Source organism: Allobosea sp. 01N443 (genome assembly GCF_056399325.1).
The window spans coordinates 1-23,692 of record NZ_JBFTRC010000051.1 but is presented as its reverse complement, the minus strand read 5'-3'; the positions used below and the strand labels follow the sequence as shown (position 1 = coordinate 23,692).

Genomic DNA, 23,692 nt, shown 5'->3' with positions numbered 1-23,692 from the left:
GTCCTGGTGTTCTTGTCCCGGTTCAGTGCCCGTTCGGGCGCCAGCTCGTGTATTTCGGGTGATCCGGCCCGATCGGCAGTGAGACATCCGCGCCGGTCTGCGCCGACTGGTAGAAGGCCGTCGCCAGTTCCAGCGCCCGGCGCGCATCGGCGATCGTCACCGGAACCGGCGCCCGCCCGTTCAAGGCCTCGTGGAACGCATCCATCTGGCCGAGGAAGCGCCGTCCGACCGGCTGGTAGTCGGCCAGCAACGCCTCGATCCGGGCCGCCACGGCGTCATTCGCCGGCAGGACCGTCCAGGGATCGTCGCCGGGCGAATAGCAGCCGCCGCCGCTCTCGAAGGTCACGTTCTCGAAGCAGAGCCGGAAGCGGCTGATCTCGTTTTGCGCGCCCAGCGTCGCGCTGGCCGCGACCAGGGCGCCGCTCTGCATCTCCAGCGAGGCGGCGACGCAATCCTCGACCTCGATGGCGTTGACCCGCGTCACGGCGCGGGCGAACAGCTTCGCCACCGGCCCCATCAAATAGGTCAGCATGTCGTGGATATGGATGGCATGGGTCATCAGCACGCCGCCGAGCTCGGTCTCCCATTTGCCGCGCCATGGCACGTCGTAATAGGCGGCCGTGCGCTTCCAATGGGTCTCGACCGTGCCGAGATAGGGTGTGCCGGCGATGCCGGAATCGATGATGCGCTTGGCCTTCTGCACCCCGTCGCCATAGCGGTACTGGAAGACCGGCATCAGGATGCGCCCGCTCTGCGCCTCCGCCGTGAGCAGGCGGTCGGCGTCGAAGAGCGAACCGACCAGCGGCTTTTCGCAGACGACATGCTTGCCGGCGGCGAGCGCCCTCGTAACGAGCTCGAGATGGGTCGCCGGCGGGGTCGCGATATCGATGACGTCGATATCGTCGCGGCCGAGCAGCTCGTCGAAATGCTGCGTACGGCTTTCGACTGAGAACTCGTCGGCGACCTTGTCGAGCCGCTCCTGATTGAGGTCGCAGACCGCGGCAAGGCGCCAGCGCTCGGGCCGTGGCGCATAGCCTTCGAGGATATGCGAGCGGCCGATATTGCAGCCGACCACCGCGACGGATTTCACTTCACTCATCAGGCAGCCTCTTGGGACGATGCGCTCGGCAGCCTGCCGGTCTCGGCAAGGTGCTGAGCCTTGAGGGCGATCTCCATCGCCTTGAAGCAGCGCGCCTGCGGCATCGCCGTCTCGGTCCGGTCCAAGACGTCGGCTACGAGCTGGCGGCCATAGGGCAGCTCCACAGCCGAGCAGTCGATATGCTGCATGCCGCTGCGGTCGACGAGGAAAAGATGGTCCTTGCCCGGACGGCCGGCGATGTCGACATACTTGCGCAGCTCGATCGTGCCCTGCGTGCCGATGATGGTCAGCCTGCCATCGCCCCAGGTCGGCAGCCCGTCGGGCGTGAACCAGTCGACGCGGATATAGCCGGTGACGCCATTTTGCGTGCGCAGGTGCATGTCGCCGACATCCTGCAGGCCAGGCCGGTCGGCATTGGCGCGGTTGCCGACCGAGGCGGAGAGGATCTCGGCGTCGTCGGCTGCGGCGAAGAACAGGAACTGCTCGCATTGATGCGAGGCGATGTCGGTCAGGATGCCGCCATAGCGCTCGCGCTCGAAGAACCAGCCCGGGCGCTCGGGCTTGCGGAGCCGGTGCGGGCCCATGCCGATCAGGTTGACGACCTCGCCGATCGCGCCTGCCGCCACCAGCTCGCCGGCCCTCACCGTCGCCGCCACCTCGAAATGCTCGGAATACATGATCGAGACGATCCGCCTGGTCTCGGCCTGCACCGCCTTGACCTCATGCAGCTGGGCCAGACTGGTCACCCCCGGCTTGTCCAGCATCACGTCCTTGCCGTGGCGCATCGCGGTGATCGCGATCGCGGCGCGGTCGGCGGGAACGGCAGCGCTCACGACCAGGTCGATCGCCCGGTCCTCATGGAGCCGGGCCGCCTCAGTGACACGCGGGATCTCCGGGTACCTGGCCATGAACGCGGCCGCGAGATCGTCCTCGGCCGCGTAGAAGCCGGCGCAGGTGGCACCGGTGCGCCGGAGCGCGCCGATCTGACCATGGATGTGGTCGTGGTTGATGCCGATCACGGCGAAGTTCAGCACTCTCATCACGGGCATCCTCAGCGCTTCATGCCGGTCGTGGCGATGCCTTCGATCAGCAGCCGCTGGAAGAACAGGAAGATCAGGAAGATCGGGATCAGCGACAGCACCGACATCGCAAACAGCGCTCCCCAGTCCGAGGTGCCGCTCGAGTCGATCAGCGAGCGCAGGCCGATCTGCACGGTGTAGCTGTGGATGTCGCCGAGATAGATCAGCGGCCCGAAGAAATCCTCCCAGGTCCAGATGAAGGAGAAGATCGCGGCGGTCGCCAGAACCGGCAGCGAGAGCGGCAGCACGATCTTCCAGTAGATCCGCCAGGCGCTGCAGCCATCCATCATCGCCGCCTCGTCGAGTTCACGCGGCAGGCCACGGAAGAACTGGACCATCAGAAAGATGAAGAAGGCGTCGACCGCGAAATATTTCGGAACGACCAGAGGCAGCCAGGTGTTCACCCAGTCCATCTTCAGGAAGAGGACATATTGCGGGATCAGGGTCACGTGATAGGGCAGCATCAGCGTGCCCAGCATCAACGCGAACCAGAAGCTCTTGCCGAAGAACTCGAGCCGCGAGAAGGCAAAGGCCGTGACCGAGGCGGCCATGACGTTGCCGATCGTCGCCAGCACCGAAATGGCCAGCGAGTTCAGGAAAAACGTGCCGAAACTGACCTGCAGGCCGAACCAGCCGGTCTTGTAGGCCTGCAGCGTCACCTGCGACGGGATCAGCGAGGTCTGCCCGCCGAACATGTCGTCGGCCGGGCGCACCGAGCCCGATACCATCCAGAGCAGCGGATAGAGCATCAGGAACGAGACGCCGATCAGCAGCGAGTGGATCAGCACGGAGTGCAGGATGGACCGCTCCGGCGTATCGCCGGGCGGGGCGGCATGCGCGGCGTCATTCATCATAGTGCACCCAGTAGCGCGCCGACAGGAACGAGAAGGTCGTGAAGACGGCAATGATCAGCACCAGCACCCAGGCGAGCGCCGAGGCATAGCCCATGCGAAAGAAGCCGAAGGCCTCCTGATAGAGGTAGAGCGTGTAGAACAGCGTCGAGTTGATCGGCCCGCCCGTGCCGGCGGAGATGATGAAGGACGGCGTGAAGGCCTTGAACGCGTCGATCGTCTGGATGACGAAGTTGAAGAAGATCACCGGCGTCAGCAGCGGCAAGGTGATCCTGAAGAACTGCCGCGCCTTCGAGGCGCCGTCCATATTCGCCGCCTCGTACATGTCCTGCGGAATCTGGCGCAGGCCGGCGAGGAAGATGATCATCGGCGAGCCGAACTGCCAGACCGAGAGCACGACCAGCGTGTAGAGCGAGTAGTTCGGGTTGGAGATCCAGCTCGGACCGTCGATGCCGAAGACCGAGAGCACCGAGTTCACCAGGCCGTCGGCAGCGAAGAGCTGGCGCCAGAGCACAGCGATCGCGACCGAACCGCCAAGCAGCGACGGCAGATAGAACACCGCGCGGTAGAACGGCAGGCCCTTGATGCCGCGGTTGAACGCCATGGCCAGCGCCAGAGCGAAGATCAGCTTCAGCGGCACGGAGAGGATGACATAGATGAAGGTCACCTTCATCGCCGCCGCGAATTTCGCGTCCCCCGTGGCCATGCGGACATAGTTGTCCATGCCGACGAATTTGGGCGACTGCAGCAGGTCGTAGTCGGTGAAGGACAAGTAGAGCGAGGCCAGCGCCGGGCCGAGGGTCAGACCGAGGAAGCCGATCAGCCAGGGCGCGAGGAACATGTAGCCCGCGCCGTTGCCGGCGAAAAAGAAGCGGCTGAGACGCCCGGGCTTCGCCGGGCGCCTTTCTACCGCGTCACCTGCGGTAAAGGACACCATCGCGTCACCCGCGTTTGAGGATCGACGCGGCCTCGGTGACGAACTTCTTGCCGCCCTCTTCCGGTGAGACACCGAAGGCGACTTCCTGGCTGACCCGCTCCAGGACGAAGGCGACTTCGCCGGCACCCTTGGGTGGAGATGGCGGCAGCTTGGCCGTGTAGGGGCCGAGCTTGCCGATATAATCGACGACCTTCTTGCTGACCTCGTCCAAGTCCGGTCCGAGGAGTTCGCGCATGCCGGAGGATGYCGGCACGCCGCGCTCGACGCCCAGGATCTTTGCGCCGCCCGCCTCCGCCACGGTGAAGTTCGCCAGTTTGACCGCGATCTCGGGGTTCTTCGAATCCGAGGCGATCGACCACATCTGCGACGGCTTCAGATACTGCCCCGGCTTGCCGCCCGCCGTGACCGGGAAGGCGGTGATGTCGAGCTTGGCCTTGTTGAGCTGCTGGAGGCCGACGAACTGGTTGGAATGCGGGAACGCGGTCGCGGCATAGCCGAGCGTGAGCGTCGAGGTGTCGAGCGTCGACTTGTCGAGGGCCTGGACATCCGGCGGTACGCAGCCGCCCGATTTGCGCAGTTCGGCCCAGAGCTTGAACCAGTTGCCCGCGTCCTTTTCGTCGAAGGCGAGCTTTCCATCCTCGCCATAGAGCGCCCTGCCGTTCTGCACGAGCCAGAGCTCGAAGCCCGGCTCATGGCCGCTGGCATCCATGGTGGCGTAGAATTTCTTGCGCTTGTTGCCCTTTGCGAAGGCCGCGCATTTGCTGACGAACTCGTCCCAGCTGTTGCCGAACGCCAGCGGAGCGGCGCCAGCCGCCTCCCATGCCGCCGGATCGAACACGGCGCAGGACGAGTTCACGCCGAGATTGATGCCGAAGAGCTTGCCGTCGACACTGCAGGATTCGAGATTGGCCTTGCCGAAATCCTCGATCTTGAGCGCGTTGCCGATGTACTGGTCCAGCGGCACGATCGCGCCGCGGCGGGCGTATTCGAACATGTACCGGTAGTCCATCTGGAGCAGATCCGGCGCATTGCGCCCGGCGACCCGTGTGGCGAGGCGCGGCCAGTAATCGCTCCAGCCGGCGAACTCGGTCTTGGCTTCGATGCCGGCATTCGCCTTCTTGTAAGCATCGACGGCCCGGTTGGTACGGTCGGCACGCTCCTGCGAGCCCCACCAGAATACCCTGATGTCCTTTTGCTGCGCAGCTGCGGGCTTGAGGCCCAGCAGCGAAGCAGCAGCGATACCGGCGCCGGCGCCAAGCAACCCTCGACGGTTAACAGAATAGGCGCTCATCGACTTTCTCCCTCGATTGGTGCGTTTCCAGATTTTGTTTTTGTTTGAACTTGTTGTTCTTGGCGCGCCGGTGCGCGCGGAAGTCTTCGGACGTCAAACCTACTTCGGGCGTCAAAGATACTTCAGGCATCAAAGCGTCTGCAGTCGTCGGAGCTGGTGTCAGGCGGCGAGCTGTATCCGCCCATGCTTGCACGAGCGCGGCCTCGATCCCAGCCCGCAAGTGTAGCGAACCCTGCCCCGTCATGCCCAACAGACGGATGAGCGCGGACGGGCATGCGCTTCGAGCGGTAGCGAGCTGGTTTTGTGGCGTTCCAACCAAGCGCCTTCCTTTGAGCCTTGATAAACTGATACACTAAGATACTAGTATGTCAAAACCGCCTTGAGCGGTGCTGCACAGGCCGAACAGGCGAGAGCGATGGAACGCCAGGGGGAGCATGAAACGGCGGAGGGGCCCGTCCCGCGGGGGCGGTCGGCGAAGTCCGGCCTTCGTCCGCCGCAGCGACGCGTCACCACGGCGACGGTGATCTACGACGAGCTCTACGAGGCCATCGTCAACATGCACCTGGCCCCCGGGACCCCCCTGCAGGAGAAGGCGCTGACCCAGCAATTCGGGGTCAGCAAGACGCCGGTGCGCGAGGCGCTGATCCGCCTCTCGGAGGACGGACTCGTCGACATCTTCCCGCAATCGGGCACCTTCGTCTCGCATGTGCCGCTCAGCGCAATCCCCGAGGCGCAGGTCATCCGGCTGGCCCTTGAAGACACGGCGATCAAGCGCACGGCCGAGATCGCGACCGTCGCCGACATCGCCCAGCTCGACGCCAAGCTGGCGAACCAGCGGATGCTGGCCGAGATCGGCGACATGGACGCCTTCCACGCGGCGGACGAAGCCTTCCACGAGGCGATCGCGCTGATCGCCGGCTATCCCCGCATCTGGAAGCTGCTGCGCCAGGTGAAGGTCCAGATCAACCGGGCGCGCCGGCTGACCCTGCCGGTCCCCGGCCGCATGCACCAGGTCATCGGCGAGCACGAGGTCATCCGCGACGCCATCGCGCGGCATGACGTCGAGGCCGCGCGGGAGGCCATGCAGACCCATCTCAACGTGGTCATCCCCGACCTGGCCCGGCTGCGCGTCGCCCATCCCGACTATTTCGTCTGACGGCCGGTCATTGCAGCCGGCGATCAAGCCCGGCGCGGTGATCCGGAGGGTTTCAAAAAACAAGAGACTGACGAGGAAATGCAGACATGACGGATGCGGCGATGACCTTGAGTGACGAACGCCATCGCGTGGCCCTGGTCGGCACCGGCCACCGCGGAGCCGGCATGTGGGGGCGCGAGCTCCTCGCCGGCTGGCGCGATTGCACCGAGTTCGTCGCGATCTGCGACGTCAACGAATTGCGCGCCAGCCATGCCCGCCAGGAGATCGGCACCAATGCGCCGATCTATACCGATGTCGACACGATGCTCGCCGTGGCAAAGCCCGAGATCGTCATCGTCTGCAGCCGCGACGACACCCATGACGACATCATCATCAAGGCGCTGGAGGCCGGCTGCCGGGTCATCACGGAAAAGCCGATGACCACGACGCCGGAGAAATGCCGCCGCATCCTCGAGGCCGAGATCCGCACCGGACGGCAGATCGACGTGACCTTCAACTATCGCTTCGCGCCGACTGCCGCCCGGATCAAGCAGCTGCTGCTCGAGAACGCCATCGGCACCGTCACCTCGGTCGATTTCCACTGGTATCTCGATACCAAGCACGGCGCCGACTACTTCCGGCGCTGGCACGCCTATGAGAAGAATTCCGGCAGCCTGTTCGTGCACAAGTCGACCCATCATTTCGACCTGCTGAACTGGTACCTGGACTCGACCGCGCTCGAGGTTTCCGCTTTCGGCACGCAGCGCCATTACGGCCGCAATGGCCCGTTCCGCGGCGAGCGCTGCCAGACCTGCGCGCATACCGTCGCATGCGACTTCCATCTCGACATCAGCAAGGATCCCTGGCTGACGGCGCTCTATGACGAGCCCGCCGAGGTCGATGGCTATTTCCGCGATGGCTGCGTCTATCGCGAGGATATCGACATTCCCGATACGATGACGGCGATGCTGCGCTACGAGAACGGCGTGATCGCCTCCTACTCGCTCAACACCTTCATGCCGATCGAGGGGCACCACCTCGCCTTCAACGGCACCAAGGGCCGCATCGAGATCCGCCAGTACGAGCGCCAGGCCTTCGAGGTGCCCGACCACGACGAGATCATGCTGATGCGGAATTTCGGCAAGGCCGAGCGCATCCGCGTGCCGCATGCCAGCGGCGGCCATTTCGGTGGCGACGACCGCCTGCGCGACATGCTGTTGCGCCCCGGCCTCAAGGACCCGCTCGGGCAGCGCGCCGGGGCACTGGCCGGCGCCATGTCGATGCTGTGCGGCGCGGCCGCGATGGCCAGCGTCAAGCAGGGCCGGCCGATCACGCTCAAGGAACTGGGCGGATTGCCGGACGGCATCCAGATCTGATCCGCGCGGGGTTGGGCAGACTGCCGGGCCGTGCGCCGCAACCGGACATCGGGCCTCCCAGCGATGGCCGGCATGCGGAACGGTGCGGCGCCTACCCCCAGCGGAGCGCGGCCGTATGGACGGGCGCGTCCCAGAGCTGGATCAGGCTGTCGTCCAGCGCCGTCACCGTCAGCGAACAGCCCGCCATGTCCAATGAGGTGACGTAAGAGCCTACCAACCCGCGCGCGATCGAGAGACCGCGCCCCGCCATGACGCGCCTTGCAGCATTGGCCATCAGATAGAGCTCCATGGCAGGAGTCCCGCCGAAGCCGTTGACGAGCAGCAGGCAGGGCGTGCCGTTCTTCAGGGAGAGATCGTCGAGGATCGCGCCCATCATCTCGTCGGCGATGGCATCCGCGGTTGCCAGCTTCACGCGCCGCCGGCCCGGTTCGCCGTGGATGCCGACGCCCATCTCCATCTCGTCCTCGGCGAGTGTGAAGGTCGGCTTGCCGGCTGCGGGCACGGTGCAGGAGGTCAGCGCCACGCCCATCGAGCGGGTGCGCCGGTTGACCTCGTCGCCGAGCGACTTCAGCGCGTTCAGATCACGGCCCTGCTCGGCGGCCGCGCCGACCATCTTCTCGACGATCAGCGTGCCGGCGACGCCACGCCGGCCGGTGGAATAGATCGAGGCCGGGACCGCAACGTCGTCATCGGTGATGACCGTCGCAACCGGGGTCTCGGCCATCTCGGCGGCCATCTCGAAATTCATCACGTCGCCTTCATAGTTCTTGACGATGAAGAGCGAGCCCGCCGAGGTGGCGACGGCGTTGACGGCCGCAAGCATCTGGTCTGGCGTCGGAGAGGTGAAGACCTGGCCCGGGCAGGCGGCATCGAGCATGCCGGTGCCGACGAAGCCGGCATGCAGGGGTTCATGGCCCGAGCCCCCGCCCGAGATCAGCGCGACCTTGCCCGGCATCAGTGCCTTGCGCCGAACGAACTTCTCCTCTTCGCCAAGCATGAGGATATCGCCGTGGATGGCGGCAAGTCCCTGGAGGCTCTCCGACAGGATGCTGTCGACCGCGTTGATCAGCTTCTTCATGGGCTCTCCCCCCGCATCTCGGCTTCGTCGTCATCGGCCGCGACCGGAATCAGCGAGACCAGGCCGCGCGCGACCCCCAGCACGATATGGTCGGCCCGGGCATTCAGGTCGGCGCTGCCGAAATCCGGCAATTCGACCACGAGCCGGCGCATCGGCCGGGCGGTGTCGACCACCTCGAGACGCCCGGGATGGGCGGCCCGGTAAGCATTCAGGAAGGCCTCGCGTTCCGAGGGCGCGAAATGGCAGACATGGAAGATCGTCTCCAGATGCTGGACCGGCACGGGCGTGACATAGGCCGGGTTGACGATCTGCGAGATGAAGCTGCGGTTCTTGCCGAGGGCTTCCGCCAGTCGCTGCCGTGTGCCGGAAGGACGGTTCTCGATGACCGCGCGCAGGATCGCCTTGTACTCGGCCAAGGGCGAAGGCACGCTGGCAAGGGTTTCCAAGCCTGTCATGCGTCCGCCCCTGGCTGCGAGAGATCGACCGCGCGGATCGCTTCCTTTGCCAGCGCCAGCTGCCCGGGAGAGACCGATACCGCCCGGACGCCGGCCCGCAGCAAGGCGGCGATGGCGCGCGGATCGCCTCCCGCGTCGCCGCAGAGGCTGACCTCCCGACCCTGCTCCGCACCATGGCGCGCGACATGCGCGATCATCGCAAGCACGCCGGGATGCAGGACATCGGCATAGGCCGCGACCTCCGCCCCATCGCGCGCGGCAGCAGTCGCGTATTGCGTCAGATCGTTCGAGCCGATCGAGAAAAACGCGGCGTCGAAGCTCGCGACCGCCACGGCGGCCGCGGGAATCTCGACCATGATGCCGAGTGCGGGCGCGCCATGCGGCACGCCGTCGGCCGCAAGTTCCGAGAGAACGCCGTCCAGCAGCCCCCTCGCCTCCTCCAGTTCCCGCGCTGCCGTCACCATGGGCAGCATGATCTTGAGCGGGCCGAGGCTCGCCGCCCGGGCCAATGCGCGCAACTGGACGCGAAAAGTTCCGGGATGGCGCAGCGACAGCCTGATGCCGCGCAGGCCGAGAAAGGGATTGGTCTCGCCATCGAGCGTGTAGCCGGCGATGGGCTTGTCGCCACCGGCATCGAGCGTGCGGATCGTCACCGGCCGGCCGGCCGCCCAGTGCAGCAACCCGGCATAGGCCTCGAACTGGCGCGCCTCATCCTGCAACGCCTGCTCGACCAGAAACTCCGTGCGGGTCAGGCCGATGCCGTCGCAGGCCTCGGCCGGGAAGCCGGCGACATCGGCCATCCCCGCGACATTGACCATCACGGTAATCGGGGTCCCGTCGCGGGTCAGCGCAGGCTCGCGCTTGCGGGTTTCCGCCTGGGTCCGCACTTGGCCGAGTTCGTCTGCCCGCTGCCGCGCCGCGTCGATGCTCGCACGCGACGGTCCGGTCAGGACGAGGCCCGCCATGCCGTCGACGACGACCGTGCCGGAGACCGCCTCCCAGTCGGAGCCGATGCCGACCACCATCKGCACGCCACGCCCGCGCGCCAGCATGGCGACATGGCTGGTCGGGCTGCCGGCCCCGAGCACGATGCCGCCACCTTGCGACCAATCGATGCCGAGGAAGGCGGAGGGCGGCAGGTCCTGAGCCAGGATGACGGCGCCGGGCGGCGCATCCGTCAGCTCGGGCAAGCCGAAAAGCTGGCGCAGAACCCGGTCCCGGATATCTGCCAGATCTGCGGCGCGGGCGCGGAAATAGGCGTCGTCGGCCGCCTCATAGCCTGCGATCTCGTCCGCCAGCGCCTGGCGCCAGGCCGCGTCGGCCGGCACACCACTCTCGATTGCGGCAAAGGCCCCCTCGGTCAGGGCATCGTCCTCAAGCAGCGCCACCTGGAAGCCCACGATATCGGCGGCCTCGCCGTGAAGGCTGGCAGCCAAACCCGTGACCGCCTGGAGGGAGGCGGCAACCGCATCCGCCAGGGCCTGTCGCTCGCTTGCGACCGGCCCCGTCTTGCGCTGCATCTCGCCGACGGCGCGAAAGATCACCGCCGGGCCGAAGGCGATCCCGGTCGATGCGGCGAGGCCGGAAAGGCGGCGTTCCATCACGCCTCACTCCTCGTCGAACTTGCGTGCGACGATATCGACGAGCGCGGCCAGCGCCGCGGACGCATCGTCGCCGCTGGCCTTGAAATGCAGCACTTCACCCTTGGCCGCCTTGACGCGCATGATCTTCACCGGGCTCTTGGCATCGGTCCACGGGCCGGCCGCGCTGGTGGCCACCTCGATACGGGAGCCGAAGCGCTTGGCGGTCTGGGTAAGCTTCACCGAGGGCCGGGCATGAAGCCCGATCTTGTTGGTGAGCAGGGCGCTGGCCGTCACCTCCTGCATCCCTTCATTCCTCTCGCTACCTTGCCTCTGGCTGGCATTGGCCGACATCTCGTTCATGCCGACATCAATTCCTCGGCGGTCGCCTGCACGACCGCCAGCGGCGAGCCGCCGGACGCTTCGGTCGCGGCCATCACGGCGCCTTCCACAATGGGGGCATTACAGATGACGATGCGCTCGCGCCGCTCCTCCGGCATCATTTCCACCGCCATCTCGCTATTGGTCTCGGCCCCGCCAAGATCGACCAGGATGGCGACGCCCGCCTCCGACCATGCCTTGTCGATCGCAGCCATGATGGCGGCGACATCGGTGCCGAGGCCGCCTTCGGCATTGCCCCCGGCCGCGGCGAGCGGGACATTGTCGCCGACCATCTGGCGGACCATGTCGGCGGCGCCTTCGGCGACCTTGGCCGAGTGCGACACGATGACGATGCCGACATTCTTGCTGGCTGGCATGATTTCAGGCTCCGATGGCATTGCAGATTGCGGTGGCGAGCAGCGCCGATGAGCGTGCCCCGGGGTCCATATGGCCGACCGAACGCTCGCCCAGAAACGAGGCGCGTCCGCGAATGGCCCTGAGCGGAACCGTCGCCTCGGCCGCGTCCTTCACGACCTCGGGAAGGCGCTTCGTGAGATCGGCGCCGCCCTGAGCGAGGGCGACCTGGAGCGGCGCCAGCACGTCGAGCATGGTCTTCTGGCCGAAATCGGACTTGCCGCGTGCCTTCACGGCCTCGATAGCCGCGGCCAGCGCTCGCGCCAGATCCGCAACCGTCGGCTCTGACGGCAGCTCCTTGCCCAGCGCCATGAACAATGTGCCGTAGAGAGGCCCCGAGGCGCCGCCGACCTTCATGACCAATGTCGTGCCGATAGCCTTCAGGGCGTCGGGCAAGGGCTTTGCCGCGATCGGATCCATGTCCGCCAGCACGGCCTCGAAACCGCGCTTCATGTTCAGGCCGTGGTCACCGTCGCCAATAGCCTGATCGAGCGCCGTCAATTCATCGGCATGGCCGACGATCGCCCCGGTCATGGCCTCGATCAGCCTCTTCTTCAGCGCGCCATCCATGGTTCACCTCACCCTCTGGCCGTCGGCATCGAAGAACAGCGGCCTGAGCAGGCTCACGCTGACCTCGTCGCTGACATCCAGTCCTTCATCGGGATCGACCAGACTGACGATCTGCTGCTGGTTCACCGCGATATGCAGGTGGTTCTGGTCGCCGAGCCGCTCGATCCAGTTGACCTTGCCCGTTACCGCGCCGTTGCCCGCCTTGGCGATGGCGAGATGCTCGGTGCGCACGCCGATCGTGGTCGTGCTCGCCGGCGCCTCCAGATTGGGAAAGAGTGCGCGCGGCAGCAGGTTGATGCCGGGGCTGCCGAGCCGGGTGGCGACATAGATGTCGGCCGGGTCCTCATAGATGCTGCGCGGCGTGCCGATCTGCACGAGGCGGCCCTGGTTGATCACGCCGATCCGCGAAGCCAGCGTCATCGCTTCGGTCTGGTCATGGGTGACGTAGAGGATGGTCGCGCCCAGGTCCTGCTGGATATGCTTCAGCTCGATGCGCAATTCCGCGCGCAGCTTGGCATCGAGCGAGGAGAGCGGCTCGTCCATCAGGTAGATGGACGGGCTGCGCACCAGAGCGCGGCCGATCGCGACGCGCTGCATCTGGCCGCCGGAGAGTTGTGTCGCGCGGTTCTGCAGCTTGTCCTCGATCCTGAGCAGCTTTGCGACATGGCCGACCGCGCGCCGGATCTCGTCCTCCGGCGTGCGCCGTGTCGGCGAACGCAAGGGGAACGCGAGATTGTCGAAGACGCTCAGATGCGGATAGAGCGAATATTGCTGGAACACGAAAGTGACGTCGCGCGCCGCCGGCGGCAGCGCGGTGACGTCGACGCCGCCGATGAAGATCCGGCCGTCATCCGGGGTTTCCAGCCCGGCGACGAGGCGCAAGACTGTCGTCTTGCCAGCGCCTGTCGGCCCCAGCAGCACCACGAACTCGCCATCGGCGATGGTAAGCGACAGGTCGCTCGCGGCCTGCACCGCGCCGAACCGCTTCGAGACCTGCGTCAGCGTGACTTCAGCCATGGGTGCGCCTCGTCGTGCCGGCCTCATGCAAGGCGGAGCGAATCGCCTTCCCCGTCGCCGCATCGAACAGCGACAGCCGCTCCGGCCTGAACGAGAGACTGACGCGGTCGCCGGCGACAACCGGCATATGGGCGGGCAAGCGCGCCTTGAGCTTGCCGCGCGGGGTGGCGACCGTCACGATCTGGGTCGTGCCGAGATATTCGGTGCCGAAGATCTCGCCCGGAAGGGCGCTGCCTTGCCGGCCGGGATCGCCGATGACGATCTGCTCCGGCCGCACCCCCAGCGCCAGCGGCCCGGGCGCGTGGCTCTCGCGCAGTTCCGGCAAGGTCACGGAGGCGGCATCGATGCTGACCGAGGTCGAGCCCGCAATCGCTGCGCCGTCGAAACGAACGAAGTTCATCGCTGGCGAGCCGATGAAATCCCCGACGAACATCGAGTTCGGCCGGTCATAGATCTCCTGCGGCGAGCCGAGCTGCTCGATCACGCCATCATTCATCACCGCGATCTTGTCGGCCATCGACATGGCCTCGAGCTGGTCGTGGGTGACGTAAACCGTCGTCGCCTTCAGCCGGTCGTGTAGGGCGCGCAGCTCGCCGCACATCAGATGGCGGAACTCGGCGTCGAGCGCGCCCAATGGCTCGTCCATCATGAAGGCCTTCGGCTCGCGCACAATGGCGCGGCCGAGCGCGACCCGCTGCCGGTCGCCGCCGGAAAGGCCGGATATCGATTTGTCGAGCAGATGCTCGATGCGCAGCACGCGCGCCGCTTCCTCGACGCGCCGTCTCGTCTCGTCCCTGGGCACGCCCATCGAGACCAGCGGAAAACTGATGTTCTTGCGCACGTTCATATGCGGGTAGAGCGCAAAGAGCTGGAACACCATGGCGATGTCGCGTTCGCGCGCCCGCTTGAAGGTGACGTCCTCGCCGTCGAGCTGGATGCTGCCGGAGGATGGCAGTTCCAACCCCGCAACCATCCGCAATGTCGTGGTCTTGCCGCAGCCCGACGGACCCAGCAGGCAGAAGAAATCGCCATCCTCGACCGTGAAGCTGGTATCGCGCACCGCCATGAAGGCGCCGAACCGTTTCACCAGATTATCGACCCGGATCTCGGCCATGGCTCACTCCGGGAACTTGGTGACGAAGGTGAACATGACGACGCCGATCAGGGTCGTGACGAAGGAATAGCCGTAGAGCGCAAGCGAGAAGGGCTGCAGCAGCATCAGCACGCCGGCCGAGATCAGCACCGTCGCCAGTGTTTCCATCGGGCCGCGTCGCAGCGCCTTCGGCCAGCGCGACGCGGCCGCGCCTTCGCGCTCCCGGGGATGGCTCAGATGCCGGTTCATTTGCAGGTTCATTTGCGCACCGCCCCGAAGGTGATGCCGCGCAGGAGGTGCTTGCGCAGCAGCACGGTGAAAACCAGGATCGGTATCAGGAACAGCGTCGTTCCGGCCGCCACGGCCGGCCAATCCTGCCCGCCCTCCCCGATGATGATCGGGATAAAGGGCGGYGCGGTCTGCGCCGTGCCCGAGGTAAGCAGAACGGCGAAGGCATATTCGTTCCAGGCGAAGATCAGGCAGAAGATCGCGGTCGCGACGATGCCGGTCGTGGCCTGAGGCAGCACGACCTTGCGGAAGGCCTGCAGCCGCGTATAGCCGTCGATCATCGCCGCTTCCTCGTATTCGCGCGGGATCTCGTCGATGAAGCCCTTGAGCAGCCAGACGGCCAGCGAGACATTGACCGAGGTGTAGAGCAGGATCATTCCCAGCCGCGTGTCGGAAAGGCCGAGTTCGCGATACATCAGGAAGATCGGGATCGCGACGGCGATCGGCGGCATCATCCGTGTCGACAGGATGAAGAACAGCAGGTCGTCCTTCAGCGGCACCTTGAAACGCGAGAAGGCATAGGCCGCGCAGGTACCCAGGCCGACCGAGAGCAGYGTCGAGCCGAAGGCGATGATCAGCGAATTGACGAAGCGCGGCACGTAGTTCGACGGGCCGACGACCACCATGCTGCGCGAACGGGTGATCTCCTCGCAGGCGGAATTCGCAGGCGGGAGCGAGGCAAGGTAGTCCGCCGTCTGGCGCGAGCGCGTGTTGAACAGGTTGCAATAGCCTTCGATCGAAGGCTCGAAATGCAGGAAGGGCACGACCTTGGGTGGGTAGGAGATCGAATCGGGCGGCGTCTTGATGCTGGTCAGACCGATCCAGAGCAGCGGCACGATCGCCACCAGCGCGTAGAGGGCGACGATGGTGCCGGCCAGCAGCTTGACGCGACCACTCGGCGCGACGACGGAATGGGCCGTGGAGAGAGCGCCGCTCATCGTGCCTTCACCTTGTTCAGCGCCTTCACATAGATGTTCGCCAGCCCGAACACGGCGACGAACAGGATAATTGCGAAGGCGGAGGAATAGCCGGTGCGCCAGGCCTCGAAGGCGGCGCGCTTCAGCGTGATCGAGGCGAGTTCAGTGGTCGAGCCCGGTCCGCCGGAGGTCAGAAGATTGACCATGTCGAACATCTTGAAGTTCTCGATACCGCGGAAGAGTACGGCCAGCATGATGAAGGGCAGGCACATCGGCAGCGTGATCGAGATGAATTGCCGCCAGTTGCTGGCCCGGTCGACCTCCGCTGCCTCGTAGATGTAGTCCGGGATCGAGCGCAGGCCTGCGAGGCAGATCAGCATCACGTAGGGCGTCCACATCCAGGTATCGACGATGATGATCGCCCAGGGACTCAGGGTCACATCGCCGAGCATCTGGAAGGAGGACGGCGGAATGCCGGAGAAGAACGAGACCACGTAATTGAACAGGCCGATCTGCGGCTGGTACAGGAAGGTCCAGAAATTGCCGACCACCGCCGGCGAGAGCATCATCGGGATCAGGATCAGCGTGGTCCAGAAGCCATGGCCGCGGAACTTGCGGTCGATCAGATAGGCCAGCGCGAAGCCGATGACCATCTGCAGCAGGATCGTCCAGAACACGAAATGCGCCGTCGCCTGCATGCGCTGCCAGATTTCGGGATCCGACAGGATCGTCTGGTAGTGCTCGATCCCGACATTGCGCAGCGGCGCATTGGGGCGATTGGCGCGGTAATTGGTGAAGGAGAGCTGGATCGTCCAGATCAGCGGAAACAGGTTGATCACGAGCAGGAGGATCATCGTCGGCGCGATGAAGATCCAGGCGATCGCCCTGTCGCTGAGGCCCCGGACCCGGTGGGCGATCGGGGGATAGGCTGCGCGCATCGCTGCCGCGCTCCTGATGCCGGTGACGTCGCTCGCATTCATGACTCAGCACCGTTCAAAGGCAAGGTCGGGAACTGGCTGCGCCGCCTGTGAGAGGCGCAGCCCCGGTTCGGCTGGGGGGAAAGCCCCGCTTACGTCAGAACTTGCCGTCTTCCTTGAAGACCTTGGTCCAATCCTGGATCAGCAGGTCGAGCGCCTGTTTGGCTGTGCCCTTCTCCGCCACGACATAGTCGTGGATGCGCGCCTGCTCCGCCTGCATCAGCTGCGCGTAGGAGGGCTCGGCCCAGAAATCGACGACCTGGCCCATGGCGACGAGGAAATCGGCCGCGAAGGGCGCAGATTTGGCGAAGCCGGGATCGTTCAGCACGCCCTTGTGGCAGGTATAGCCGCCGAGCTCCCACCACTTCTTCTGCACATCGAGCGAGGCGAACCATTTGACATAGGACAGCGCCTCGGCCTGGTTCGGCGAGTAGGCGACGACCGAGAGGCCCTGCCCGCCGAGCTGCGAGCCCTTCTCCTTCTCAGGCGGATTGACGAAGAAGCCGATCTTGTCGCCGCCGACATTCGGATCCTTGTACAGGCCGGGGAAGAAGGCGAACCAGTTCATCTGCAAGGCCGCCTGCCCGGATTTGAAAGCGTCCAGACCCTCCTGCATATAGGCGTTGGAGTAGCCCGGCGGGGTGCAGCACTTGTACAGGGACTTGTAGAACTCCAGGCCCTTCACGGCGTCCTCGGAGTTGACGAAGCCGGCCATGGCGTAGGGCTTCTTCGGGTCCTCATATTTGAAGCCGAACGGATAGAGCGCGTTGGCGACGCCCATCGTGATGCCTTCCGAGCCACGCTCGGTGAAGATGGCCGCGCCATAGACCTTCTTGCCGTCGATGTCGCGGCCCTGGAAGAACTCGGCGATCTGCTTCAGCTCGGTCTGGGACTTCGGCGCCGCGAGCTCGCGGTTGTACTTCGCCTTGAATTCGGCCTGCAACTCGGGCCTGGAGAACCAGTCCTTGCGGTAGGTCCAGCCGAGCGCATCGCCCATAGCCGGCAACGCCCAGTAGTTTGGCGTGTTCTTCGGCCATTCGGCATAGCCGGTGACTGTCGCCGGCATGAAGTCGTCGATCTTGATGCCTTCCTTGGCGAAGAAATCGTTCAGCTTCACATAGTGCTTGTTCTCGGCGGAGCCACCGATCCACTGCGAGTCACCGATGATCAGGTCACAGAGCTTGCCCTTGGAATTGAGCTCGTTGAGCATGCGGTCGGCGAAATTCGGCCAGGGCACGAACTCGAACTTCATCGCGATATTGGTCTTGGCGGTGAAGTCCTTGGAGAGTTCGACCAGCGCATTGGCCGGATCCCAGGCCGCCCAGCAGAGCGTCAGCGACTTGCCCTGTGCCTGGGCCCCGGGGGCAGCAAGTGCCGCGCTCCCRGCAATGGTCGCGGCCAGCATCCATGTCCTGAATTGTGTCATGTGCTTCCCTCCCTTGGCGTGCCGTCACCAGCCGTCATTGGGGTGACGGGCGAACCTGCGCGACCGCGAAGGGCACAGCCGACGCGGGATGTTTCCTCACGCCGCCTCGGAACGAGCCGTCCAAGTTCAGCGATTTGTTTAGTGAACTCTCAATCACTAAACATGTCAAGCAACGACGACCCCGGACAACATATTGCAGTGCAACCGTTTTTATTGCGATGCACAAGTTCAGTGAACTGTTGGGCATGGCCGAGTCGAGGCCGCGCTGGACAATCTCGGTGGCGCGGTCGGTGCCGCCGTGCTTGGCACGATCATCATCAGGCGCGAGCAGTTCCACTCCAACATCATCGGCCAGGCGGTCATCGCGCGCGGCAAGACCGCGAAGCGCCAGGCCCTGGTGCTCGGCGACAGCCTCGCCATCATCGGCATCATGCTGGTCCTCGCCGCGATCGTGGTCCTGTTCGCCAGGAAGGGCCCAGGCGGCGGCGCAGCGGCCGCGCATTGAAAGGCTCGGCCCTGCCGGTTGCGATTGCGGCCAGGGTGAGAGCCTTCAGTCGGCCGCGTGGCCGGAGCCGGATTGCCGGATCGCCGCCTGCAGGGCGTCCGGCGCGACGGGCTTGTGCAGCACGCGGTATCCGGTCGCGTTCAGCTCCCGCAGCCGCTCCGGCATAGTGTCGCCGGTGACGATCAGCGCCCGGGCACGATATCCCAGTTTTTCCGCCAGGCGTTCGACGGCCTCGCTGCCGGTCAGCCCGGCCTTGAGCCGATAATCCGCGATGATCAGGTCCACCCTGCCTGCGCCCACCTTGGCATGGCGCCGGCAAAGCTCCTCGACGTCCGTCCCGGCGATGGCCTCGTGGCCCCAGGCCGTCAACAGGCTGACATTGGCGTCAAGCACCTGAGGATCATCGTCCAGGACCATGATGCGAAGACCGGGCGGGAAGGCCTGCGCCCGCGCCGGCGCCAGCCCCGAGGCCGGCGGATCGATCCGCGGAATCCGCACGGAGAATGTCGAGCCCTTGCCGGCTGTGGAGCGCAACCCGATGGGATGCTCGAGCAATGCCCCCAGGCGCCGAACGATGGCGAGACCGAGGCCAAGTCCCTGCTCGCGGTCGCGTTCCGGATTGCCGAGCTGGGTGAACTCCTCGAACACGGCCTGATGCTGCTCCTGGGGAATGCCCGGCCCGGTATCGACCACGAGAATCTCGATCGCCTCCCCGCGACGGCGACTGCCGATCAGCACGCGGCTGTCGGGGGCGTGGCGGAGCGCGTTCGACAGGAGATTGTCGAGGATGCGCCTGAGCAGTTCCGGATCGCTATCGCCCCAGGCATCGCCCGGTACCGCGCGCAGATCGATGCCGCGCTGGCGCGCCTGGGGTGCGAAGACCTCCTGCAGGTCCGCCAGCATCCTGCCGAGATGAACCGGCTGCCGTCGCACCGGAACGAGGCCGGCATCGAGTTGCGAAACGTCGATGAGGCCGTTCAGCAGCCCGCCGAGCGAGCCGATGGCCGCGTCCAGCTTGTCGGCGATCCCACTGGCTTCATGGCTTCCGACAGCGCCGCGCCGGGCGAGCGTTCCGAGCGTCGCTGCAAACAACGCGAGCGCGTGGACCGGCTGTCGCAGGTCGTGGCTCGCCGCCGCGAGGAAACGCGTCTTGGCCTTGTCGGCCGCCGTGGCGCGGTCCCGCTCGCGCTCGAGCCCGCGCACCAGCGCCAGATTCTCGAAGCGCAGGGCGACCGTCTCCTTCAGGGTACGGTAGGTGACCCGGCAGCAAAAGAGATAGGCGCCGATCAGGCAGAGCTGGAACAGGGCATAGACCGAATAGATCGACCCTTCCTGCATGAGACAGCGCAGGGCGAAAGGCAGGTGCATGGCGATCAGCAGGCCGATATAGGCCGGCGGATAGGCCGAGAGGGACGGCACCGCTCCACCCGACAAGCCGGTCAGCACGATGCAGACGAAGGCGATCAGATGCGGCTGCGTCGGTTCGAAACCGAACCAGCCGAGCGCTCCCCAGAGCAGGCTCGACAGGATCGACAGGACCGTGAAACGTCGGGCCCAGTTCGTCGCCTCGGCCTCGCCGTCAATCCGGGCGAAATAGCGCCGCGACAGCAGCAGGCGGGCTCCGGTGAGGAGATAGGTCGCGCCGATCCAGCCGATCAGCAGGCCGACCGGCACCACCTCGCGCATCACATAGGCGACGGGCCAGGGGATCACGAGATTGGCGAGCAGGATAGAGCCGGACTGGCGATAGAGGAGTTCGACCAGAGCCGCACGCAGATGGGTGCTGGTGTCAGGCGTCAGCGCCGGGACCCGCATGATTGCTCCTTCCTGCGCCGGCAAGCGCTCACCGCGCAGGGGTGATGCCGCAGGGCCCGTAGCCAGTGACGCGCGCCCAAGGAATAGTCACGCATCATGATTCCTCGCCACACGTCCAGGACGCCGGCCGCTCCAGCCGAAGAAACCGCCTGCCGCATCATTCTGGCCGACGACCATGTCCTGATCCGCGAAGGGCTGAAGCTTCTGATCGCGACGCAGCAGGACCGTACCGTCGTGGGCGAGGCCGCGGACGGCGCAAGTCTTGCCGCATTGCTGAAGGACAGGCCGGCCGAGCTTCTCGTGCTCGACCTGGGCATGCCCGGGCTGACGGGCCTGCGCTCCATCGGCGAGCTGCGCCAGGCCTATCCGCGCCTGAAGATCCTGATCCTGACGGCGAACACCGATCCGCAGATGGCCCAGGCGGCGCTGGCGGCGGGGGCCGACGGCTATGTCGTGAAGGGCAGCGATCTCGACGAGCTGTTCAACGCCCTCGCCGCCCTGCAACGGGGCCATCCCTATGTCAGCCTMCCGCTGCGTGACGCCACGCTCCAACAAGGGGCGGGCACACCGGGCGGCATCCCGTTCGATGCGACCACATCTGTTGCGCTGACGCGGCGGGAAAGTGAATTGCTGGTCCTGATCGCCGGTGGCGCCACGACCCGCGCCGTCGCCGCACGTTTTGGCATCAGCCCCCACACTGCCCGCAAGCACCGGGAGAACCTCATGCGCAAGCTCGATCTGCACAGCGCTACGGAACTTGCAGCCTATGCGGTGCGCGTCGGCCTGCCTGTCGGTTGACGCGGCACCGCACCGCCGCCAACGCTGCCGCGGTCCCCAAGTTCCCTGCCCGCCTGCCCTAGCGGGCATAGCCCGGCCGTCGCCGCGCGGGCTGTGACGGCTGCGTAGCCGCGGCCTCGTCAGCAGCAAGGCGGCAACAGAACGGCTTTAACGGACAAGGGCGACCTCGGGCGGGACCAGAAACCCGCCTGGCGAAGGATCGGGCCCCGCACTGTCGCGTCTCCGCAGGCGGCGTTCAATACGGCAGATGCCGTATTTCATCTCTTCGGCGCTGCTGCCGCGACCTGGGAGGCGGCCGATGCGCCGCCTCGACCGGCTTCGTCAGCGCAAGCCTCGCGCATGGTCGGCAAACGATCGCCCTCGCGCGGCGCCGAAATACGGCATCCGCCGTATTTCTCCGAGGCCTCGCCATCCATACAGTCCCGGCTTTCGGCGACGGCATTGGCGGCAAGCCGCGGGCTTCCGGGATCGCACGAGAACCTCATGATTGGCGGACAGAGTGATCGACCATTTGCAGCGCGCCTTGTCCCGGACCACGGCCCGTGTCGGACCGCAGTTCGCAATTGCCGTGGCGTTTTCGGCCGCCCTGTCGATCCCACTGGCCCGGGCCGACGGGGGCCAGGGCGGAGGTATGAACAGAAGCCCAGGCGGCGGGGACAGCTATAGCGGACGAGGCGGGAACGGAGGCGATTCCGGCGCCGGCGCAGGTGGCGGCGGGGCAGGCTGGAGCGGCGGCAACGGTGGAGCGGGCGACGGTGTGCCAGGGTCCGGCGGAGCCGGCGGCGTGGGCGCAGGAGCATCGGGACAAGCGGGACGCAACGGGGCCAATGGCGGCGGCGGCGGTGGCGGGGCGCACGGTTTTCTCGATGCGGGGGCGAGCTTGCCCTTCAATGCGGTTTCCGGTGGCGACGGCGGCGCTGGTGGTGCTGGCTATTCCCCCAACGGTGGGAACGATGGCGGCGGCGGCGGCGCGGGCGGTTTCGGTGCAGTGCTTGGCGCCGCGACCGGCACGATCAATGCCGCGACGACGGGCGGCAATGGCGGCACGGGGGGATCAGCTCACAACGATATCACCTATATGTACGGCCATGGCGGCAATGGTGGCTCCGGCGGTATCGGCCTGGTGTTCCTGAACAGCGGAAGCTTCGTCCTCCATGCCGCAGCAACCGGCGGCTCGGGTGGAGCCGGTGGCTCGGCTACCGGATACAACGGTCCTATTGGTGGGCACGGCGGCGCAGGCGGGGTGGGGCTGCAGTTCCTGACCGGTGGCCATGCCATGATCAATGCGTCGGTGGTCGGCGGCAACGGCGGAGCCGGCGGTACGGGTAGCAGCGGCCCCGTCATCGGCGGCGCTGGCGGCGTCGGCATCGTCGGTTCCGGGCTCAGCCTGACGCTTGGAGCGGGCGCGGCCGTGGCGGGCGGGCTCTCCGGCGACGGCTTGAGGCGCTCCGATGCGATCCAGCTGACGGGTGCGAACAACCGGGTCGAGCTGCAGGCTGGCGCGACTGTGACGGGCAACGTCTTGGCCGGCGGCGTCGCCGGCAATGTGCTCGCGCTGGGCGGCTCGAGCAATGGCAGCTTCGATGTCTCCTTGATCGGCGCGGGCGCTCAGTTTCGCGGCTTCACCGATTTCGAAAAGCGCGGCACGAGCACCTGGATACTCTCAGGATCGGGCAGCCAGTCTTGGTCGATCCAGGCCGGCACTTTGCAGGCGGGCGCATCGGGCATCTTCGGCGCGTCCTCGCAGATCACTGTGGCGTCGGCCGCGACGCTTGACCTCCATGGCTTCAACCAGTCGATCGGCACGCTTGCAGGCGCGGGCCTGGTGACGCTGGGCGCAGGGAGCCTGAGCGTGGGATCCGGCGACAGCAACTCGACCTTTGACGGCGTGATCTCGGGCGCAGGCGGCCTGACCAAGCTCGGAACGGGAACGCTGACGCTTTCGGGCACCAATACCTACGCCGGCGCGACCTCGGCCACCTCAGGCACGCTCATTGTGAACGGCTCGATTGCGAGCTCGTCCGGAGTGACGGTCGCCGCCGGCGCCACGCTTGGCGGTTCTGGAACTCTGCCGTCAACGGTCGTGAACGGCACGCTGTCGCCCGGTAATTCGCCGGGCGTGCTGAGGATCAATGGCAACCTGACGCTTGGAGCCGGCTCGACCTACATTGCCGAGATCCAGGGCGCGGTCTCGGACCGGATCGACGTCACCGGCACGGCCTCGCTCGCCGGCACGCTGCGGATCGTGCCACTCGGAGGCGCCCATCACTTCAACAGCCCCTATACGCTGCTTTCGGCTGCGGGCGGGCTCGGCGGCCAGTTCAGCCCGGTCGACATGACCGGCAGCTTTGGCGACGGCATCACCACGGGCGTGAGCTATACCGCCAACGACGTCCGGCTGACCCTGACGCCGAAGCCGCTGGCACCGATCGTGAACCCGGCACCGCAGCTCGGGGTCACGGCTCCGGCCAATGCCTATGCGATCGCCTCGGCGATCGACGGCGCGGTGGCGGGCGGCGGCGATCCCTCGTCGCTGTTCGGCATCTACAACCTGCCGGCGGCGGCGATCCCGGCTGCGGTCAACCAGCTCTCGGGCGAGATCCATACAGC

General features: G+C 66.1%; 22 protein-coding genes and 1 pseudogene. 5 read left to right on the top strand and 18 right to left on the bottom strand.

Features of this window, described 5'->3' with window-relative positions; translation table 11 throughout:
- Positions 1 to 22: 22 nt before the first annotated feature.
- From AC1DRP_RS15090 to AC1DRP_RS15070, 5 genes are all read right to left on the bottom strand, one after another.
- Positions 23 to 1,099 (bottom strand): Gfo/Idh/MocA family protein, encoded by a 1,077-nt coding sequence (locus tag AC1DRP_RS15090; RefSeq protein ID WP_476768868.1) that lies wholly within the window; start codon positions 1,097 to 1,099, stop codon positions 23 to 25.
- Positions 1,099 to 2,139 carry a Gfo/Idh/MocA family protein gene (locus AC1DRP_RS15085; RefSeq protein ID WP_476768867.1) on the bottom strand — a complete coding sequence of 347 codons (1,041 nt, stop codon included), beginning with the start codon at positions 2,137 to 2,139 and terminating at the stop codon, positions 1,099 to 1,101. Before AC1DRP_RS15085 ends, AC1DRP_RS15090 begins: the two co-directional genes overlap by 1 nt.
- Before the next feature lie 11 nt (positions 2,140 to 2,150).
- Entirely contained in the window at positions 2,151 to 3,029 is an 879-nt protein-coding gene (locus AC1DRP_RS15080; protein WP_476768866.1) for a carbohydrate ABC transporter permease, read from the bottom strand.
- Positions 3,022 to 3,870 carry a carbohydrate ABC transporter permease gene (locus AC1DRP_RS15075; RefSeq protein ID WP_244523698.1) on the bottom strand — a complete coding sequence of 283 codons (849 nt, stop codon included), beginning with the start codon at positions 3,868 to 3,870 and terminating at the stop codon, positions 3,022 to 3,024. The genes AC1DRP_RS15080 and AC1DRP_RS15075 overlap by 8 nt, the downstream gene beginning before the upstream one ends.
- 100 nt (positions 3,871 to 3,970) lie before the next feature.
- Positions 3,971 to 5,257, bottom strand: a complete 1,287-nt coding sequence (locus AC1DRP_RS15070) for an ABC transporter substrate-binding protein (protein ID WP_476768865.1) — start codon at positions 5,255 to 5,257, stop codon at positions 3,971 to 3,973.
- Between the two features lie 415 nt (positions 5,258 to 5,672).
- On the opposite strand from AC1DRP_RS15070, the gene AC1DRP_RS15065 reads away from it, so the two are divergent.
- Together AC1DRP_RS15065 and AC1DRP_RS15060 are read left to right on the top strand one after the other, a co-directional pair.
- A complete protein-coding gene (locus AC1DRP_RS15065) occupies positions 5,673 to 6,413 on the top strand; it encodes a GntR family transcriptional regulator (RefSeq protein WP_476768864.1) in 741 nt (246 codons plus the stop codon).
- Positions 6,414 to 6,499: 86 nt separating this feature from the next.
- On the top strand, positions 6,500 to 7,768 hold the full coding sequence (locus tag AC1DRP_RS15060; protein ID WP_476768863.1) for a Gfo/Idh/MocA family protein: 1,269 nt from the start codon (positions 6,500 to 6,502) through the stop codon (positions 7,766 to 7,768).
- Between the two features lie 91 nt (positions 7,769 to 7,859).
- Here AC1DRP_RS15060 and dhaK read toward each other — a convergent pair whose 3' ends face one another.
- The 12 genes from dhaK to AC1DRP_RS15000 all read right to left on the bottom strand — a co-directional run bounded on the left by dhaK (position 7,860) and on the right by AC1DRP_RS15000 (position 17,943).
- Positions 7,860 to 8,846, bottom strand: a complete 987-nt coding sequence (dhaK, locus tag AC1DRP_RS15055) for a dihydroxyacetone kinase subunit DhaK (RefSeq protein ID WP_476768862.1) — start codon at positions 8,844 to 8,846, stop codon at positions 7,860 to 7,862.
- Positions 8,843 to 9,301, bottom strand: coding sequence for a hypothetical protein (locus AC1DRP_RS15050; protein WP_476768861.1), 459 nt, complete (start codon positions 9,299 to 9,301; stop codon positions 8,843 to 8,845). Before AC1DRP_RS15050 ends, dhaK begins: the two co-directional genes overlap by 4 nt.
- Positions 9,298 to 10,902 carry a phosphoenolpyruvate--protein phosphotransferase gene (locus AC1DRP_RS15045; RefSeq protein WP_476768860.1) on the bottom strand — a complete coding sequence of 535 codons (1,605 nt, stop codon included), beginning with the start codon at positions 10,900 to 10,902 and terminating at the stop codon, positions 9,298 to 9,300. Before AC1DRP_RS15045 ends, AC1DRP_RS15050 begins: the two co-directional genes overlap by 4 nt.
- A 6-nt stretch (positions 10,903 to 10,908) precedes the next feature.
- Positions 10,909 to 11,187, bottom strand: a complete 279-nt coding sequence (locus AC1DRP_RS15040; protein WP_441491362.1) for an HPr family phosphocarrier protein — start codon at positions 11,185 to 11,187, stop codon at positions 10,909 to 10,911.
- Positions 11,188 to 11,240: 53 nt separating this feature from the next.
- Entirely contained in the window at positions 11,241 to 11,639 is a 399-nt protein-coding gene (dhaM, locus tag AC1DRP_RS15035) for a dihydroxyacetone kinase phosphoryl donor subunit DhaM (RefSeq protein WP_113511725.1), read from the bottom strand.
- A gap of 4 nt (positions 11,640 to 11,643) precedes the next feature.
- Positions 11,644 to 12,246, bottom strand: coding sequence for a dihydroxyacetone kinase subunit DhaL (dhaL, locus tag AC1DRP_RS15030; RefSeq protein ID WP_476768859.1), 603 nt, complete (start codon positions 12,244 to 12,246; stop codon positions 11,644 to 11,646).
- A 3-nt stretch (positions 12,247 to 12,249) separates the two neighbouring features.
- Positions 12,250 to 13,263: an ABC transporter ATP-binding protein gene (locus tag AC1DRP_RS15025; RefSeq protein WP_441506722.1), complete on the bottom strand. Its 1,014-nt coding sequence runs from the start codon at positions 13,261 to 13,263 to the stop codon at positions 12,250 to 12,252.
- Positions 13,256 to 14,377 (bottom strand): ABC transporter ATP-binding protein, encoded by a 1,122-nt coding sequence (locus tag AC1DRP_RS15020; RefSeq protein WP_476768858.1) that lies wholly within the window; start codon positions 14,375 to 14,377, stop codon positions 13,256 to 13,258. Before AC1DRP_RS15020 ends, AC1DRP_RS15025 begins: the two co-directional genes overlap by 8 nt.
- A gap of 3 nt (positions 14,378 to 14,380) precedes the next feature.
- On the bottom strand, positions 14,381 to 14,605 hold the full coding sequence (locus AC1DRP_RS15015; protein WP_441491143.1) for a hypothetical protein: 225 nt from the start codon (positions 14,603 to 14,605) through the stop codon (positions 14,381 to 14,383).
- 8 nt (positions 14,606 to 14,613) lie between these two features.
- Positions 14,614 to 15,582 (bottom strand): carbohydrate ABC transporter permease, encoded by a 969-nt coding sequence (locus tag AC1DRP_RS15010; protein WP_441491142.1) that lies wholly within the window; start codon positions 15,580 to 15,582, stop codon positions 14,614 to 14,616.
- Complete coding sequence (locus AC1DRP_RS15005) at positions 15,579 to 16,499, bottom strand: carbohydrate ABC transporter permease (protein WP_441491361.1); 921 nt, start codon at positions 16,497 to 16,499, stop codon at positions 15,579 to 15,581. The genes AC1DRP_RS15010 and AC1DRP_RS15005 overlap by 4 nt, the downstream gene beginning before the upstream one ends.
- Before the next feature lie 136 nt (positions 16,500 to 16,635).
- Complete coding sequence (locus tag AC1DRP_RS15000) at positions 16,636 to 17,943, bottom strand: ABC transporter substrate-binding protein (RefSeq protein ID WP_441491360.1); 1,308 nt, start codon at positions 17,941 to 17,943, stop codon at positions 16,636 to 16,638.
- A 286-nt stretch (positions 17,944 to 18,229) separates the two neighbouring features.
- Here AC1DRP_RS15000 and AC1DRP_RS14995 point away from each other — a divergent pair.
- Positions 18,230 to 18,469: pseudogene (locus tag AC1DRP_RS14995) on the top strand (EmrB/QacA family drug resistance transporter); the annotation flags it as partial.
- A gap of 45 nt (positions 18,470 to 18,514) precedes the next feature.
- Here AC1DRP_RS14995 and AC1DRP_RS14990 read toward each other — a convergent pair.
- Positions 18,515 to 20,284 carry a hybrid sensor histidine kinase/response regulator gene (locus AC1DRP_RS14990; RefSeq protein ID WP_476768857.1) on the bottom strand — a complete coding sequence of 590 codons (1,770 nt, stop codon included), beginning with the start codon at positions 20,282 to 20,284 and terminating at the stop codon, positions 18,515 to 18,517.
- A gap of 96 nt (positions 20,285 to 20,380) precedes the next feature.
- Here AC1DRP_RS14990 and AC1DRP_RS14985 point away from each other — a divergent pair, with 96 nt between their 5' ends.
- Entirely contained in the window at positions 20,381 to 21,082 is a 702-nt protein-coding gene (locus AC1DRP_RS14985; RefSeq protein WP_476768856.1) for a response regulator, read from the top strand.
- Positions 21,083 to 21,581: 499 nt separating this feature from the next.
- On the top strand, positions 21,582 to 23,692 hold a 2,111-nt coding region (locus AC1DRP_RS14980), incomplete at its 3' end, for an autotransporter-associated beta strand repeat-containing protein (RefSeq protein ID WP_476768855.1).

Bases quoted from the DNA above. Each gene is read 5' to 3' on its own strand.
- AC1DRP_RS15005 (WP_441491361.1), bottom strand. From the start codon at position 16,499: ATGCGCGCAGCCTATCCCCCGATCGCCCACCGGGTCCGGGGCCTCAGC.
- AC1DRP_RS15090 (WP_476768868.1), bottom strand. From the start codon at position 1,099: ATGAGTGAAGTGAAATCCGTCGCGGTGGTCGGCTGCAATATCGGCCGC.
- AC1DRP_RS15075 (WP_244523698.1), bottom strand. From the start codon at position 3,870: ATGTTCCTCGCGCCCTGGCTGATCGGCTTCCTCGGTCTGACCCTCGGC.
- AC1DRP_RS15040 (WP_441491362.1), bottom strand. From the start codon at position 11,187: ATGCAGGAGGTGACGGCCAGCGCCCTGCTCACCAACAAGATCGGGCTT.
- AC1DRP_RS14990 (WP_476768857.1), bottom strand. From the start codon at position 20,284: ATGCGGGTCCCGGCGCTGACGCCTGACACCAGCACCCATCTGCGTGCG.
- dhaK (WP_476768862.1), bottom strand. From the start codon at position 8,846: ATGAAGAAGCTGATCAACGCGGTCGACAGCATCCTGTCGGAGAGCCTC.
- AC1DRP_RS15085 (WP_476768867.1), bottom strand. From the start codon at position 2,139: ATGAGAGTGCTGAACTTCGCCGTGATCGGCATCAACCACGACCACATC.
- dhaM (WP_113511725.1), bottom strand. From the start codon at position 11,639: ATGCCAGCCAGCAAGAATGTCGGCATCGTCATCGTGTCGCACTCGGCC.
- AC1DRP_RS15080 (WP_476768866.1), bottom strand. From the start codon at position 3,029: ATGAATGACGCCGCGCATGCCGCCCCGCCCGGCGATACGCCGGAGCGG.
- AC1DRP_RS15015 (WP_441491143.1), bottom strand. From the start codon at position 14,605: ATGAACCGGCATCTGAGCCATCCCCGGGAGCGCGAAGGCGCGGCCGCG.
- AC1DRP_RS15065 (WP_476768864.1), top strand. From the start codon at position 5,673: ATGGAACGCCAGGGGGAGCATGAAACGGCGGAGGGGCCCGTCCCGCGG.
- AC1DRP_RS15050 (WP_476768861.1), bottom strand. From the start codon at position 9,301: ATGACAGGCTTGGAAACCCTTGCCAGCGTGCCTTCGCCCTTGGCCGAG.
- AC1DRP_RS15020 (WP_476768858.1), bottom strand. From the start codon at position 14,377: ATGGCCGAGATCCGGGTCGATAATCTGGTGAAACGGTTCGGCGCCTTC.
- AC1DRP_RS15060 (WP_476768863.1), top strand. From the start codon at position 6,500: ATGACGGATGCGGCGATGACCTTGAGTGACGAACGCCATCGCGTGGCC.
- AC1DRP_RS15025 (WP_441506722.1), bottom strand. From the start codon at position 13,263: ATGGCTGAAGTCACGCTGACGCAGGTCTCGAAGCGGTTCGGCGCGGTG.
- dhaL (WP_476768859.1), bottom strand. From the start codon at position 12,246: ATGGATGGCGCGCTGAAGAAGAGGCTGATCGAGGCCATGACCGGGGCG.